General features: G+C 62.5%; 14 protein-coding genes. 10 read left to right on the top strand and 4 right to left on the bottom strand.

The annotated features are described in order from the left end of the window. Positions 1-306 precede the first annotated feature (306 nt). The 4 genes from QLH51_RS05710 to QLH51_RS05695 are packed head-to-tail and all read left to right on the top strand — an operon-like array spanning position 307 to position 4,657. Entirely contained in the window at positions 307-1,503 is a 1,197-nt protein-coding gene (locus QLH51_RS05710) for an SIR2 family NAD-dependent protein deacylase (protein ID WP_125656631.1), read from the top strand. Beyond that, on the top strand, positions 1,490-3,394 hold the full coding sequence (locus tag QLH51_RS05705; RefSeq protein ID WP_206428947.1) for an ATP-binding protein: 1,905 nt from the start codon (positions 1,490-1,492) through the stop codon (positions 3,392-3,394). Before QLH51_RS05710 ends, QLH51_RS05705 begins: the two co-directional genes overlap by 14 nt. Before the next feature lie 5 nt (positions 3,395-3,399). Then, positions 3,400-3,618, top strand: coding sequence for a KTSC domain-containing protein (locus QLH51_RS05700; protein ID WP_164516111.1), 219 nt, complete (start codon positions 3,400-3,402; stop codon positions 3,616-3,618). 1 nt (position 3,619) lies between these two features. Next, complete coding sequence (locus QLH51_RS05695) at positions 3,620-4,657, top strand: hypothetical protein (protein ID WP_125656634.1); 1,038 nt, start codon at positions 3,620-3,622, stop codon at positions 4,655-4,657. Between the two features lie 356 nt (positions 4,658-5,013). On the opposite strand, the gene QLH51_RS05690 is transcribed toward QLH51_RS05695, so the two are convergent. Beyond that, positions 5,014-5,289 (bottom strand): hypothetical protein, encoded by a 276-nt coding sequence (locus QLH51_RS05690; protein WP_125656637.1) that lies wholly within the window; start codon positions 5,287-5,289, stop codon positions 5,014-5,016. Positions 5,290-5,393: 104 nt separating this feature from the next. Then, positions 5,394-9,230: a hypothetical protein gene (locus QLH51_RS05685; protein ID WP_125656640.1), complete on the bottom strand. Its 3,837-nt coding sequence runs from the start codon at positions 9,228-9,230 to the stop codon at positions 5,394-5,396. 493 nt (positions 9,231-9,723) lie between these two features. Here QLH51_RS05685 and QLH51_RS05680 point away from each other — a divergent pair, with 493 nt between their 5' ends. Further along, positions 9,724-9,876 (top strand): hypothetical protein, encoded by a 153-nt coding sequence (locus QLH51_RS05680; protein ID WP_206428948.1) that lies wholly within the window; start codon positions 9,724-9,726, stop codon positions 9,874-9,876. Positions 9,877-10,116: 240 nt separating this feature from the next. Next, entirely contained in the window at positions 10,117-10,563 is a 447-nt protein-coding gene (locus QLH51_RS05675) for a hypothetical protein (protein ID WP_125656642.1), read from the top strand. 75 nt (positions 10,564-10,638) lie between these two features. Here the strand turns inward: QLH51_RS05675 and QLH51_RS05670 are convergent, their stop codons facing one another. Next, positions 10,639-10,887 (bottom strand): hypothetical protein, encoded by a 249-nt coding sequence (locus tag QLH51_RS05670; RefSeq protein ID WP_206428949.1) that lies wholly within the window; start codon positions 10,885-10,887, stop codon positions 10,639-10,641. A gap of 26 nt (positions 10,888-10,913) precedes the next feature. After that, positions 10,914-11,084 (bottom strand): hypothetical protein, encoded by a 171-nt coding sequence (locus QLH51_RS05665; RefSeq protein ID WP_164516108.1) that lies wholly within the window; start codon positions 11,082-11,084, stop codon positions 10,914-10,916. Positions 11,085-11,366: 282 nt separating this feature from the next. Here QLH51_RS05665 and QLH51_RS05660 point away from each other — a divergent pair, with 282 nt between their 5' ends. From QLH51_RS05660 to QLH51_RS05645, 4 genes are all read left to right on the top strand, one after another. Beyond that, on the top strand, positions 11,367-11,873 hold the full coding sequence (locus QLH51_RS05660; protein WP_125656648.1) for a DUF736 domain-containing protein: 507 nt from the start codon (positions 11,367-11,369) through the stop codon (positions 11,871-11,873). An 85-nt stretch (positions 11,874-11,958) separates the two neighbouring features. Beyond that, positions 11,959-12,174, top strand: a complete 216-nt coding sequence (locus tag QLH51_RS05655; RefSeq protein WP_125656651.1) for a hypothetical protein — start codon at positions 11,959-11,961, stop codon at positions 12,172-12,174. 67 nt (positions 12,175-12,241) lie between these two features. Further along, entirely contained in the window at positions 12,242-13,255 is a 1,014-nt protein-coding gene (locus QLH51_RS05650; protein WP_125656654.1) for a DUF2493 domain-containing protein, read from the top strand. Between the two features lie 537 nt (positions 13,256-13,792). Further along, positions 13,793-14,092 (top strand): DUF4326 domain-containing protein, encoded by a 300-nt coding sequence (locus QLH51_RS05645; protein WP_125656657.1) that lies wholly within the window; start codon positions 13,793-13,795, stop codon positions 14,090-14,092. The last annotated feature ends 177 nt before the right edge of the window (positions 14,093-14,269 follow it).

The following is a 14,269-nucleotide window of genomic DNA, read 5'->3' as shown; positions in this document are numbered from 1 at the left end:
AGTGAACATGGGACACCTCAAACATGACACAGGTGGAATGAGGAAAAAAATGAAGTGAGTTGCCACAGTGGGCGCTTCTAGGGACGGGCAGCTTACGACCAGAATACGCCGTTCCAATCCTGCTTTCGATATGTCGGCTCACACAAAAAGCTGCCGGTCAAGCTGCTCGGAGCAGCGGGACGGCAATGTGCCTTAATGTCGATTGATAAGCCATTTGGGCAGACCGACATCCCCAGCCTTTTCGGGCAGACGATTAAGGACTACTGAATTTCGGACCAGGGAAGGGAACGCTGGTTCGGGGGCAAGATGCACAAACACGATCCGGTTCGGCAGATCAGCTTCATTCAGCAGGCATTGTCGCAGAACCGTAAGCCGATCGGCTTCTTCCTCGGTGCCGGCTGCCCGCTGTCGATCCGTGTCAATGAGCGCGAGGAGGGTGGAAAGACTATCACCGACCCGCTGATTTGGGACGTGGCTGGATTGACGAAGGTGATCGCCAAGAGCCTGTCTAGCGGGGACTGCGCCGAAAGCTGGGGCAAGATCGTTCAGATCGTGGAGGAGGATGGCGGCAACAGCGGCAATATCGAGCTCATCCTCAGTCGCATCCGCATATTCGCGAGCGTCGCTGGCGTCGGGAATGTCCGCGGCCTAACGGCATCTGAACTCAGAATTCTGGATGCAGAGGTCTGCAAAGTAATCTCAGAGGAGGTCACTCGTTCCCTTCCGGCGAAGGACAGCCCTTATCACAATCTCGCGATCTGGAGTCGCTCGATCCGGCGTGAGCGGCCCGTCCATCTCTTCACCACCAATTACGATCTATTGATGGAGCAGGCGCTCGAGGAGAGTTTCGCGCCCTATTTTGACGGCTTCATTGGGGCCCGGAAAGCTTTTTTCGATCTCGGCGCTGTTGAGGATGAGGGTTTATTGCCGCCGCGGTGGACCAGGCTCTGGAAGATTCATGGATCTCTCAACTGGCGCCTAGAGAATGAGACGAACGTCGTCCGAACCGACCAGAAAACCGACCAGCAGAGCTATTTAATTTATCCATCACACCTCAAATATGACCAAAGCCGCAAGATGCCTTATCTCGCGATGCTCGACAGACTGAAGGCCTTTTTGCTTGCACCGTCGTCGTTGCTATTTATCTGCGGATATTCATTTGCAGACGAGCATATCAACGACGTTATATGTCGTAGCCTTGAGGCGAACCCGACCGCGCATGTCTTTGCCTTCGTTCATGGAGACCTAGAGGCCGAGAGCTACACGCTGGCGCGCCAATGCGCGCTAGCAACCCCGAATTTGAGCCTGCTGGCTTTTAACAAGGCCATTGTCGGTCGCACACTCGGCGATTGGACAGGCGATGGCGCGGATGATCTTGTACTGCCGCCCAGCATCCTTGTGAAGGATGGCGACAAGGTCACCGTGCGGCTCGGCGACTTCGCCGCGCTCGGCGCGCTGTTGCGTGGTCTCTCCGGTGACGGGACGAGCGATGATCCGGCCTGAAATCGCCGACCGGGCGACCGTCATCGGAACGGTTCAGGACGTCAGCGGCACGTCGGTCAGCGTCACTTTGACGTCGGATCGCTTCTCGGGCCTGAGCTTTGTTCACGGCCAAGGACACAAGATCGGCCAGATCGGGAGCTTCGTCAAAATCCCGGTCGGTTATGTCGATCTCTACGGCATCGTCTCGCAGGTGGGAGCAAGTGCGGTCCCCGAGAAGGCAGCGCTTTCTATGCCGAATGGCCTTCGCTGGATGACGGTCCAGCTGATCGGCGAGGGCTATCGGTCGGGCCGGTTTCAGCGCGGTATCTCGCAATATCCGACCTTCGAGGACGAAGTCCATCTTGTCTCCGAGGCCGATCTTCGAGCGATCTACGGCCGGTCGGACAAGCAGAACCACCTCATCCGCGTCGGTCATGTCGCGGGCAGCGAGTCGATCGATGCGCTGGTCGACGTCAACAAGCTGGTGACCCGTCACAGCGCCGTGGTCGGGACAACCGGTTCGGGCAAATCGACGACGGTCGCAGGGCTCTTGAATGTATTGTCGGACGAGAGCCGCTTTCCGTCGGCGCGCATCGTCGTGCTCGATCTCCACGGCGAATATGGCAAGGCGCTCGGCGATCGCGCGAACATCTTCAAGATCAGTCCCGACGCCCGCTACGCCAACGAACACCGGCTTTGCATTCCCTTCTGGGCGCTGAGTTTCGACGAGCTGCTACGGGTGACGTTCGGGAGCCTCCCGCCCGATGGCAAGGCCCGGAACATCATCCTAGAGGAAATCCTCGCTGCCAAGATTGCGAGTCTCGCCGCCCAGCCTATCGTCGGCGTCGACCCGGCGAGCATCACCGCCGACAGCCCGGTGCCCTTCTCGCTCAACAAGCTCTGGTATGATCTCTATTGTCGGGACTTCGGGACGTATCACAACGTAGCGGGCGCAAATCCCAATAACCCGGCGACCTGGGCCTATGAGCTCGATGCAACGGGCGTGAAGCAGATTGGCGACGCGCAGGCGGGCATTCCGCCCCGTTTTCGCAAGTTTAAGAACGTCGCGGGCGATCCCGACAAGGTCAACGCCCTCCCGGACGTCCTCAACATCCGAGGACCGCTTGAAGCGCTGGGCGCACGGCTGCGCGTTGCCCGATACGACTTTCTTTTGAAGGCGGGTGACTGGCATCCCGACCTCGATGGCAAGACGACCAAGACGCTTGCTGATTTGGTCGGGCATTGGCTTGGCAGCGACAAGCCGATCACGATCCTTGACCTGTCGGGCATCCCCTCGACGGTGACGAACGACATCATCGGCAACATCCTGCGTGTTCTCTATGACGGTCTTTTCTGGGCCCGGAACCTCTCCGAGGGCGGGCGCGAGCGTCCGCTGCTCGTCGTGATGGAGGAGGCGCATAGCTACCTTGGCGACGATGGAAGCAGCGCGGCCTCGATCGCGACGCAGCGGATCGTCAAGGAAGGTCGCAAATATGGCATTGGCGCGATGATCGTCAGCCAGCGCCCGGCTGAGATCAACCCGACGATCCTGTCGCAGTGCGGGACATTTTTTGCGATGCGGTTGAGCAATTCGACCGATCGCTCGCATGTAACAAGCGCGCTCTCCGACAATCTCGAGGGTCTGACCAGCATGCTGCCCGTGCTACGCACGGGCGAGGCAATCATCTTGGGCGAAGCAGTGCGGCTGCCGATGCGCACCATGATCCAAGCGCCACCCCGCGACCGTCGTCCCGACAGCCAGGATCCGCTGATCTGCGACGAGGTCGCGCCCGAGGATTCGATGACGCCTGGCGGTTGGAATCTGAAGACCCATATTGCGGCGGACTACCGCTATTTCGTCGAGACCTGGCTCCAACAGAACCCGGTCCATACCCCACCCAAAAAGGAATGACGCACATGGCCTGGCAGGAGTTCAACCCTTTCACCTCGTCGAACCTCGCGGCGATCCGTTATGATGAGGATCATCTGCTGCTCGAGGTCGAGTTTCTCAATGGCGGGCGCTATCATTACTATGAGGTGCCGCCGCAGATTGCGCAGGCCTTCGATCAGGCTGGATCGAAGGGCGAATTTCTCGCTGCCTCCATCAAGGGTCATTATCGTTACAGCAAGGTTTAAGATGCCCCTCGTCAGCCTCGATCAGAAAAATAGTCGCGTTCAGTTTGGTGCCTTCGAGGTCGACAACAAGATCCTGTTCGAGTTCTTCAACAAAATTCCCGCCATTGATCGCGACGAGCAGCTCCACAAGGCGCTCTACATCGGTGTTCTTGCGCTCATGGAGGATCGGCTTTCGAGCTTCCTCTCGCGAACCGCGAACGATCTCGGGACCGAGCTCGAAAGCCTGAAACTCATCTTCGACATGAAGAAGGAGCTGTTTTACCGATCCGCGGTGAAGGGAGTGCTCGCCGAGACCGATATCGCCGACTTTCTGTCCGAGTTTTTCGATCGGCAGAAAATCGGTGACCGGATCGAACTGACCGGCGACCGCGCCGGTACGATCCGCCGCAACAAGACCGGCGACATTGTCTGCCATCTCGCCGGCGACAGCGGTAAGCGGGTCGCGATCGAGTGCAAGTTCGACAAAAGCATCCGCCTAGGTGACATCCAGACCAAGGACATCTTCACTAAGAAGGCGGACACCGCCTGGAGCCAGCTCCTCGAAGCGCAGGCCAATCGCGACGCCCAGGCCGCGATTATCGTCTTCGACGCCTCGCTCGTCGACAACAGTGTCTTGGTCGCCGTGCAGGACCTGAAGTTCCTGCCCGGTATCGGGCTGATCGCGATCATCGACTCTCAGAAGGGCGATTATCGCAATCTCGCCATCGCGTACATGCTCGCGCGCGACATCGCGCTTAACGCGAAGACACTCGAGCTCGACACCGATGTCCTCAAGATCATCGTGAACCGGCTGATCAAAGATGCGCGCGATATGGCGCTGGTGAAGCATCTCGTTACCGCCAATATCGACAATATGAAACAGATCCTCTCGCAGATTGAGAAGGGGATCCTTCTCGCTGAATTTAATCAGCGCTACCTTATTAAGTTCCTCGCCGAGGGAACCCTCACAAAGGAAGACATGCTTGCATTTTATGCGGGTGACGAGGTTAAGGATCGATTTAGGCTCATCGAACGTGAGATCGGCGATCTTTGCGCATGAAGTCTTGGAAGGCCGCCTCCGCATGCGATCTTCACCAAGGTGACGCCTTGAACCGGGAGGCAATTGTAGACGTATCTCGTGTCGGCTGAGGATTTTGGTCAGATAAACGCTGATCGTCGGCTCCTAATAAGAACGGTCATTTACGTTAGAGCTTCGAGAGGCAGGTCGGTTTCAAATGTCGCCTTCGCTTGCGCTAGCAGTCGACCAAAGCGGTTCATTTACATCCGCGTCGATGAACGTCAGATCGTTACGGAAGCTGCTGCTTGACTGATCGAAGCCGACGACCGTTAACGCGGCCTAATCCAAGTCGTTCGGTCTTCCGGACGCCTTGCCCAGAACCTGCCGTTTAGGATGGGCTAGCGCCGGTCGAACTGAATACGATTGCGAACCCGCTTGCGGATCACTTGCTCGACGCTATCGAGGAACAGGCTAGCAAGAGGCCCGCTCCCGAACGTGACGACCACGCCGCGACGGAACTGTTGATTCGACTTGGACTGGCCATCGCTGTTGCCGTTCGCGGCGAACAGTCCCCTCAACGCGTAGCAGATCGCGTTGAGGTCTGCCTCGCCATCAACACGGACATGCAGATGCAGGAGATCATTGTTCTCGTGCCGTTTCGGACCCACAGCCATCGCCCCACCTCATCTTCGTATTCCGGCGCACATCTCCGGCGGTCATTTGCTTTTTCAGGGAGCAGTTGTCTTGGAAAGGGGGGAGCAACCCAATTATAGGCCATTCAGCTCCCGCATTCTGCCCTGCCGCGTTCGAACTCGGCGTCGTCGAGTGCGATCTGCAAGGCAGATACCTCTTGGATAATCTCGTTCGGCACTTGGCTCACGGTAAACTCCTGGACTCCATCCGCGAAGCCGGCTTCGCCAGAGCGAATGCGGTCGAGCAAAGATAAAACGAGGGCCGTGCCTTCCGGATCAAGATCGTCGACCTTCGCCACCAGTAGGTCTCGCGTCGAGGCGAACTCATCCTCGAGCTTATCCCGTGTTTGCAGTTCGATAGGGGGGCGACCGGCGATGCCTAGATTGAGGCGGTCCATCGACTGTAAGGCCGATGCCATCGCCACTGCCATGTTCAGGATCGGCGAGATTTCCGCGCGGAATGAGGGGAGCCCGAGTTGCTCGATCCAAATGTCAGCGTCGTCGGGGGAGGGTAGCAGCGTTTCGTAGCCGCTGACACTGCGCGCCGGCAACACCCGTCCGTCGACGCTCGGCATTAAGGTAAGCCTGATGCCGCTCGGGACGGCTTGACGGGCGGCTAGGGTTGCGACCGCATGACTCTCGATCTCCATCTGCGACATTAGTCGGATCACGATGAGCACCTTGCTGGGTGGCCATGGGAGTATGCCGTCGGGGTCCTCCACGACATGCACCAGAGCCTCCACGCCGTCGTCTTCAAGTTGGGACTGGATCGAGGCTGCCAGCTCGTTGCGCGCCCCCGTCATCCTCTTCTCGACCACTGAGGCGACAAGGCGGAGCGCGTTGTCGGGTTTTGCCTTGCCGAGGAGCGTGGCGAAGCTCACGCCCGGGTGCATAGTTCCTTCAGCAGCGTCGCCCGCGATGATTTTAACGCGAACGAGGACCTCTCGGATCTTGCCGAGACTGGCGGGTACGCCACCGATGAGTTCCCACGGTTCCTGAGCCTCGGCCTCATCGGCGCTTTTGATCAGGTCGGCAGTCCAGGCGATGAAGGCGCCGGCGCCATCCGGAAGCTGGTGGAAACGCCTACAGACGTCGGCGCTGCCCGCGAACAGCAGATTCTGCAGCTTCGTAACATTGGCGTTGAACTCGCCTGATCCTTCGCCGGTCGCGACCGAGGAGGCGATTGCAGGTGGAGTCAGCTCGCGCGCAGCCTTGTGAACGCTTTTCATGGCGATCAACTGTGCATCGGAGACGCTCTTGCCGCGTATAATGAGGTTAAGGATGCGATCCAACGCCGGTGCGAGACGGTTAAGAAGCAGGGCAGCCTGCGCGAGGTATCCACTGTAGCTTGGCGCGGCGACGCGGATCGCGATCGCGTCGCGCCAGCGGCGGTTCCATTCCGGCAGTGCTGTTGCCGGCAGGTTCGCGCGCGGTATCCGCTTCTCCGCGAGCGGCAAGCCACCGAACCCGACGACCTCTCCGTTCGGCGCCGTGGCGGCAGAAGCGGCGATGTCTGATCGTGGCGAGAGCGCTAGCGCCACCTCGCAAATTCGCACCACTTTGTCATGGGTGTCGTCCTCGCCGGGAATGCCGATCTCATTATAGTCGCAGCGGATCACCGAGCCATCGGAAGACTCTTCGAAACTCGGTTCCGTCGCCCACGAGATCTCGTGGGGCATCCGGTCGACAAGCTCTTGCTCGCCGACGGCATCAACCCATGCAATCGCCGCATTCCGGTCGAGGATAGCGAGTGTTCCAAGAAGGCTCACGACGCCGTTGATCGGCGCCGCGAGCAGATCGACGGGCCTCGTCGCCAGTGCGGAGCGGACGGTCGGGTGCAGCGGCATGCCGTTCAGTGACGACAGAAACTGGTCAAGCGCCGCCGGGTCCGAGGCGTCCGAAATCATAGTGGTGAGCAAGGAGGTCGGCAGAGCTTCAATGAGCGCATTTCTAGGATCGCCAGTGGCGTCCGCACGCCTCTCAGCGAGTTCGGCAGCTGCGGCCATCGCTGTCCCGAGCGTCTCGTTGAGGGCCGGGATCGTGGTCCCGGCTAACCCGAACATCGCAGCGGTGCCGACCTGCGTCGGTGGGAGAGCTTGCACGTTCTCCGTCGCCAGCCAAGCATCGACCGCGTTCGCGATCCACGCCGTCCCAAGACCACGAAGTGTTGCCGAAAGCGTCTCTAGTCTCGGTTCCCTCTGGATCCTGGCGCTAAGCGCCGCGATGGCGTCATCCTGACTAATACCGCGGTTGCGCATACCGTCGGCGGTCAGAGGCTCGAGATCGCTCGATGAGACTATGCCGACCGCCCGGGCGAACGTGATCGCGATCGTTGGCGGCGGGACCGCGTGCGTCAGGCGCACCAGTTCTGCGGATCGCAGCTGGTGGAGACCGGCTAGCCCGCCGTCTGCATCCACGCGGACGAGATGCTCGTCGACCAGACGGCGCAGGCTGCGCCCGACATCCTCCTCGGGCAGCGAAAGGACAGTAGGAAGTCGATCGGCGTTGGCGCTGGCGCCGGCCGCTCCGGTCAACGCCACGACCCGCAGGATGGACAGCTCGGGCAGTCTTGCCGGGTCGCTCTGCCTGGTGTCCACCTGTCCGGCGAGCGTCTCTTCGAACCTCCGCCCGGCCGTCAGCATGTGGACATATTCAAGCACCAAGCCCCGGCTTCGATTCCATGGCTCTTGCCAGCCGGCCCACTCGGTCCTGCCAGTGCGCTTGAGCTCCTCGAAGATCCGGCGGCCAAGGTCTTTGTCTGCCTCAGCGCGCACCTCCGCAGCACGCGAACGGCCTTGGAGGAGGAAGAGATCCTCTTCGCGGATCGAGCCAAGGAGAACGACGCCCGGCACCGCCGCGAACTCGAGCGTCAGCGCGTCCCAACCCTCCGCGCCCCGCCGCCCGATGTCGTCGACTACGAAGCCGACGGGGCTGTCGGGGTTCGCCAGAAGGGTGCGGACGAGTTGCCGGAGGGCAGGCAGGTCGTTCTGATCGATGCGAAGCAGACTGTACCATCGGATCGTGTGGCGCAGAGAATAGGCAGTCTCCCACATGATCGCAGACTTGCCGGCGCCCGATGGACCGGCGACGAGCGCGGCGCCGCGGCTCTCAAGGCCGCGGGCCAGTGCCTCGCGAGCCTGTAGCCGCGGAATGACTAACCCAGCAGCAACATGACCGGGCTGGACGTCGACACCAAGGTAAAATTCGGGGTCGTCGAGCGGCGTTAGGAAGTCGGCCGGTTCGCACGCTCCGTTACGAAGTGCTGTCTGAATCGCCTCGACGTCGGTAGCCGCCAGCGTGTGGCTGACGATGCGGTCGGTATCACTCGTTGAGAGGCCGCGATAGGTGTCGGGCTTGAGGCGCCCGTTGTCGTCCGCGAACGTCCCGACCTCATGCAGGAGCTGAGCGACGCTGAGTGCAGCGGCGATCGGCGCGCAGCCGGTGCGGTCCATGATTGTTGCGATCGAGCGGGCGTTCGGAGACGACACCCGCAGGATGTCAGTCTTGGCCATCAACGCCTTACCCCGCGCATTGCCGGGCAGTTGAGAGGCCAGCTTCGCGCTCGGCATGATGTCGCCATCCGGCGAAGTTTCGTGGTCAATAATCCCTTGTTCAAGGATCAGCGTGAGCCGAGCCGCGTGCGGCGTGAACTTGTCGTGCCGGTCCCAGAGCTCGGTGATGTAGTTCTTGGCGCTCGCCAGCGGCAACTCACCAAGGTCCTCGCGCCGGCTCTTAACCTGAACGAGCGCGCTACCGGTGGCAGACCTGCGTTCGATGTCATCATTGCCTTCGGGGATGATGGTTGCGACCGGATCGAGGTTGGCCCAAACTCGGAGAGCCAACATGACAGCCACTGCGTCCTGATAGCGGAAACCGCGACCCGCGTGGGATCCATGGCGGTCGTGGGTGGCCTTCCTAGTCATCGTCAATTCGATACCCGTTTGAACGCCAGCTTTCGAGTCCGGCTCGCTATTCCCCGCTGACTACTTAGCCAAACGAGAGCGGCCCTCTAGACCCTATGAGCGGAATGAGCACGAAGAGCCAATTGGCGCGATGACAAGTCAGGTTCGACCTCAGCAGCCCCGCGAGCGTCCGGTTCATTTAAAACCCGACATTCACGATCATGCTTGCGAACGACGGCATCGTCCCAGAGCTGGTCATGCTCCAGACGTGGTTACGGCAAAACAAGTTCGCATGCCTTGGCAGGCAGATAGTTTGAGGTGTCTCGTAAGCGGCATGATTTTTCTGGACGGGCATGCAGCCCGGCGAAGTTCTTGGACTACCGCGCAAGGAACTGCGCCTGATCATATTGATGGAGGCGCGGGCGGCGCCGCGTCTGCGCAACGTCGAGGGTCTCTGGCACCGGTCCACGCGTAACCGGCCGGATCGACGACCGCTTTCATTCGGCAGAAAGCCTTGCTCGATGGCACCGAGATCGATGCCATCATCGTCGAAGCGCCCGCCGACCTCCTCACATATCAGAAGGCAGCCGCCGCGGTTCCGCTCAATCGGCGCCCGACGATGGGATCGTGGCTCGACCGCTTCAACGCCGCCCGAACCACGGTTTGAAGGTGCCAGGAATGCGCGTCGTTCCGTACCCGCGTCCGGCGATCGCTTCAAAATGGAAGCAATAAACACCATGACATCCCTTTCCTTCGATCCTGTCCGGCCGTTTCGTGGTCTGTATGGTTCAGACTTCCGCCTCCACTATTCGCAACACGTCGTCCGCTCCGACCTGCGGGGGGAGCGATGCGGCTCGTTGACGGCGTTGCCCGGTGGCGCCTGCGCTATCCCAGGCCGCTTCCGACCGTGCCCGACCTGCTGGTCATCGATGTGCCGCCGATCTTCGCCGGACGACGACTGCCCTTGCGGCGCTATTATCCGATCATCATCGAGACCGATGACGAGTGGCGTGAGTGGGAGGCGTTCATTGCCGGGGAACGTGACCGGCCCGTAGCGCCCGACCTGCTCGATCGCCGGCCTTCACGACTGATTTGCGACGACATCGGCTTCATCCATTACGATCCCCCTGTGCCGGGATGGCCGTGGATCCTGCTGTGCCGCTGGCCACCCGACCATGTCGCGTTGTGCGCCACGGCCGCGGAAGACTTCGCCCGTGCCGCCTACACGATCGAGATCTTCGCCGATGCCGGATCGCGTGCCGATGCAACCGCCGGACTGATCTCCGCCCTGGGATCGCAGCAAACCGTGGACGTCGTCCACATCCCGCCTTCGTCCGATCGCGGTCGTAGTTGACGGGCAGCGAGGCATCCACAAGTATGACGGGTCACGCTTTCCATCGGCGAGCGGGCGACTGGAAGACGGCGCGGTCTATCCGTCGGCAAGACTTCCCGAGACACGAAGCTGTCGCACGATTTCGTTGAAGGCAGCCGTGCATCCCTGTGCCCGCCCGATGTCGTGTCCGGCCGCGGCGGACGCCCAGAAACTGTCGAGCGGCCATCGCTCGGGGCAATGCTCGACCAGGCACCGCTGGGCAAGGCGAACCTCGATCGTATCGACGCGCCGATCGCCGGATCGCGCCATGGCGGCGCACAGGATCCGGAGCGACAGGTCGATCACGATACGCTGGTGACGGGAGATCGATCTCAATGGAAATCGCGGGACTTCACCTTCCGGATCAGCGCCTCCTTGGCGAGCAGCAACACTCCGGCGTAGAAATTTCGGACAGCCGAGACGTCGCGATCGGCATCCTGCTGGCGGTAATCCTCGACCCCCATCCGAAGGGAAGAGACGGCATTCTCGAACAGCGACGGCACGGGCGATCCCTCGATGGCACCCGGAGATGTGGACCGGGGTCGCCTACGGCAAGCGGACCATGGCAGGCTCGCAGGCGCCTTGGTGCAGCGCGAACGTGTGGGGCTGGTGCTGGGTCCACGCTGTCGGAAGCGTCGGGATCGGGGTCGGTGCGCGGTGAGGGTGCGGCGCGAACATGCGCGGCAGCGCGCGAGGAGAGTACGGGATCAGAGGAGAGGAGGATCTGAGATTTGTGTCGCCGGGGATGAGCTCGAGAGCGACGCAAATGTCGAAAGGTTGAGACGATGAACATCGGTGAACTTCGCAAGGTCAACGGACGTCTGATGGGTTCGATCGCGACGCGCACGATCGATCTGCCGAAGATCGGGCTGCGCCCGGTGCAGAGCGACAACCCGCGTGCGCCCAGGTTCGAGGTGGTGGCGCTGAACGTGGCGCGGCGCTGGGTGCAGATCGGCGCGGTCTGGGAAGCGGCGATGAAGCGGTCGGGTGAGGTCTTCCTCGCCGGCACGATCGACGATCCCAGCCTGCCCGAGCCGCTGCCGGTCGCGCTGTTCCCCGCGGCCGACTTCGACGGCTACATGATCGCGTGGCGCCGGGACACGATGCGCTCGGACTTCGGCGGCGGCTTCGGTGCCAGCAACTACGACACCGAGGGGCAGGGCGACCGTAGCCGGGGCGGCGATCGCGGCGGCCGGCAGGACGGCGGCTTCGGCGACAGCACCGCGGGCGACCGTGGCCAGCTGGTTGGCGCGGACGGCGGTGATGGGCTCGACGGTGACATGCCGTTCTGACGCGGCTGCATTGAACGCCTGACCGGCGCCGGGGGAGCATCGCTTCTCCGGCCCTTTCCTTTCCCGCTTATCGAAAGCCAGCATCGTGCCCCATATCATCGTCGCCAGCACCGCCTGCGGCATCGCCGAACCCTGCCGTCCATCGAGCACGAATCCGGCCGCGAGCGGTGGACCCGTCATCGAGACCGGGACCGTCATCGCGCGGATCTTCGACCTGCTCGAAGGATCCGGGCTCGAAGCCTTTGCGGCGCAGGTCGCGTGGCAGCTGGTCAACGGCGCTTGCCGCCAGCCGCAGCACTGACGCTTCACCGGGGTCGGGTGCATCGCGCCGCCGGCCCCTTTTTCATCCGATCCACGGAGCAACACCCATGTCCGATACACCGTCTTCGCGCAGCGTCCGCAACCTCGCTGACCTGCCGACGCTCTACGCGCAGTTGACCGAAACTCCCGATTTCCAGCGCGCGCTCGGCGATCCGATCCCCCTGTCGATCATAGAACCCGGCGACGCGCCCGGCGAGCACCACATGCCCGAGCCGCTGGCGGTGCAGGCCGAATGCGGCGCGCTCGTCGCCACGATCTTCGACCTGTTCGCCGAGACACGGCTCGCGCCGCTGGCGGCGGAGGTCGCGTGGGGGATCGTCAACAGCTTCCACTTCACCGCCCAGAAACTGGAGCGCCGCGAGGACGCGCTGGCCGACGAACTCGCCGATCTGGCGCGCCGCCCCGATCTCAGCGAGGTCTACAACAACGAGCTGGAGGAGAAGCAACTGCTCTGCCAGTCGGTCGCCGAGCATCGTGCGGCGATGGAGGTGTGCCGCGACTACGCCGCCGAGATGTACCGCGTGCAGTCGGGCTGGCCGTGGTCGCCGGCGCGGGGAAGCCGGGCGTCGAGGGCGTCGACCGCGACGCAGACCGCAGTCAAGGATTACCTGCGCCTGCGCGAGATGGAGGAACGGGAACGCTATCTGCCGCGTGGACCTTTGGTGGTCGCCTCGGGGCATGCCGAGTGGCACGACTGGCAACCGATCTGGGACCGGCTCGATGCGATCCGCGAGCGGATCACGACCATGACCGTCGTCACCACTGCCCAGCGCAAGGGGTTCGATGCGATCGTCGCGGCGTGGTGTGCGAGCCGCAACGTCCACCTGATCGCCTTCGGCCTGATCGGCGGTGGCCGGCGTGCCCCTTTCCTGCGCAACCGCAAGCTCGCCGAGCTGAAGCCGGTCGAGGCGGTGCTGGGCGAGGGGTCGGGCATCCAGGCCAACCTCTACCAGACGCTGCGGCAGGCGGGCGTCCCGATCCACGCCTTCCGCAAGGCCGACCAGACGCCGGCGGCGAAGGTCGGCCGCCCCGGCGGCGCAAGGCTGCTGCGGGCTGCCTGATTCTTGTCCATCAATTCGGGGATGACGCTGCGCGCGCCATCCCCATTCGGGAGATACACGTCATGCGCGTCTACGGCAGTTGCATCGAACCCGGCGGCATGGAACTCGAGGACGAATGGTGGACGGCACCGTGTCCCGATTGCGGGAAGCCGGCGCGGCACGGGCGCGTCCAGCAACTGGAGGGTGGCTGCATCAACGCCTATTGCCCCGTTTCCTCCAAGGCATGTGGCCACCGCGAGGGCTTCTGGTACCATCCATGAACCGGCCGCGAAGGTCGACCGCCGCCCGGGGCAGGCGTTGGGGAAAACTCCTCTCCCGATCTGTCCGATGATCCCACGGGACCGCGCCGGCCTCAAGGACGGCGGGGCCCCACCATTTTTGTCGGCGGCGCGACCGGCGTTCCTTCGCTCGAAGGACGGTGGCCGCCGAAAAAATCGTGACCCCCACCGCCGCTGACACGGTCGCTTCGCGATCCTTGACCCCGTCGCTCGAAGCCCGCGGCGAGGGGAAACCTCTTCGATTTTGATGGAGGTGACGATGTGCAGGATACTGAACAAGCGGGTGGGCGGCGTTCCGGCGGGGGCGGTCTATATCGGGCGCGGCTCGAAATGGGGGAACCCGTTCGTCATCGGGCGTGACGGGAATCGGGCGGAGGTCATCGCGAAGTACGGGCGCTGGTTGCGGACACAGCATCAGTTGCTGCGGGCGCTGGACGAACTGAGGGGCAGGGATCTGGTGTGCTTCTGCGCGCCGCTGGCGTGCCACGGCGATCTGCTGCGGTGGCTGGCGAATGCGACGCGGGCCGAGCGGATCGCGTGGTGGCGGGGCACGGGATGACCGCGCCTGCCGGGGATGGAGCATGGGTCCGATCCCCGTGTCGGGGGTGACGCGCGATCGCCGACGTTCTGCTGAAAAGGCCCGCCATGGGCATCGAGCCCATGCCGGTCCTGGGGCGCGCGGGGCGGGCGTCGGGGATAATAATCTCTCTCAACAATTCCGAGTGTGGCACGGGAC

This window comes from Sphingomonas sp. 2R-10 (assembly GCF_030062225.1).
Classification (GTDB): Bacteria; Pseudomonadota; Alphaproteobacteria; order Sphingomonadales; family Sphingomonadaceae; genus Sphingomonas.
The sequence above is the reverse complement of the archived record's forward strand: the minus strand, read 5'-3'. Positions and strand labels throughout refer to the sequence as shown.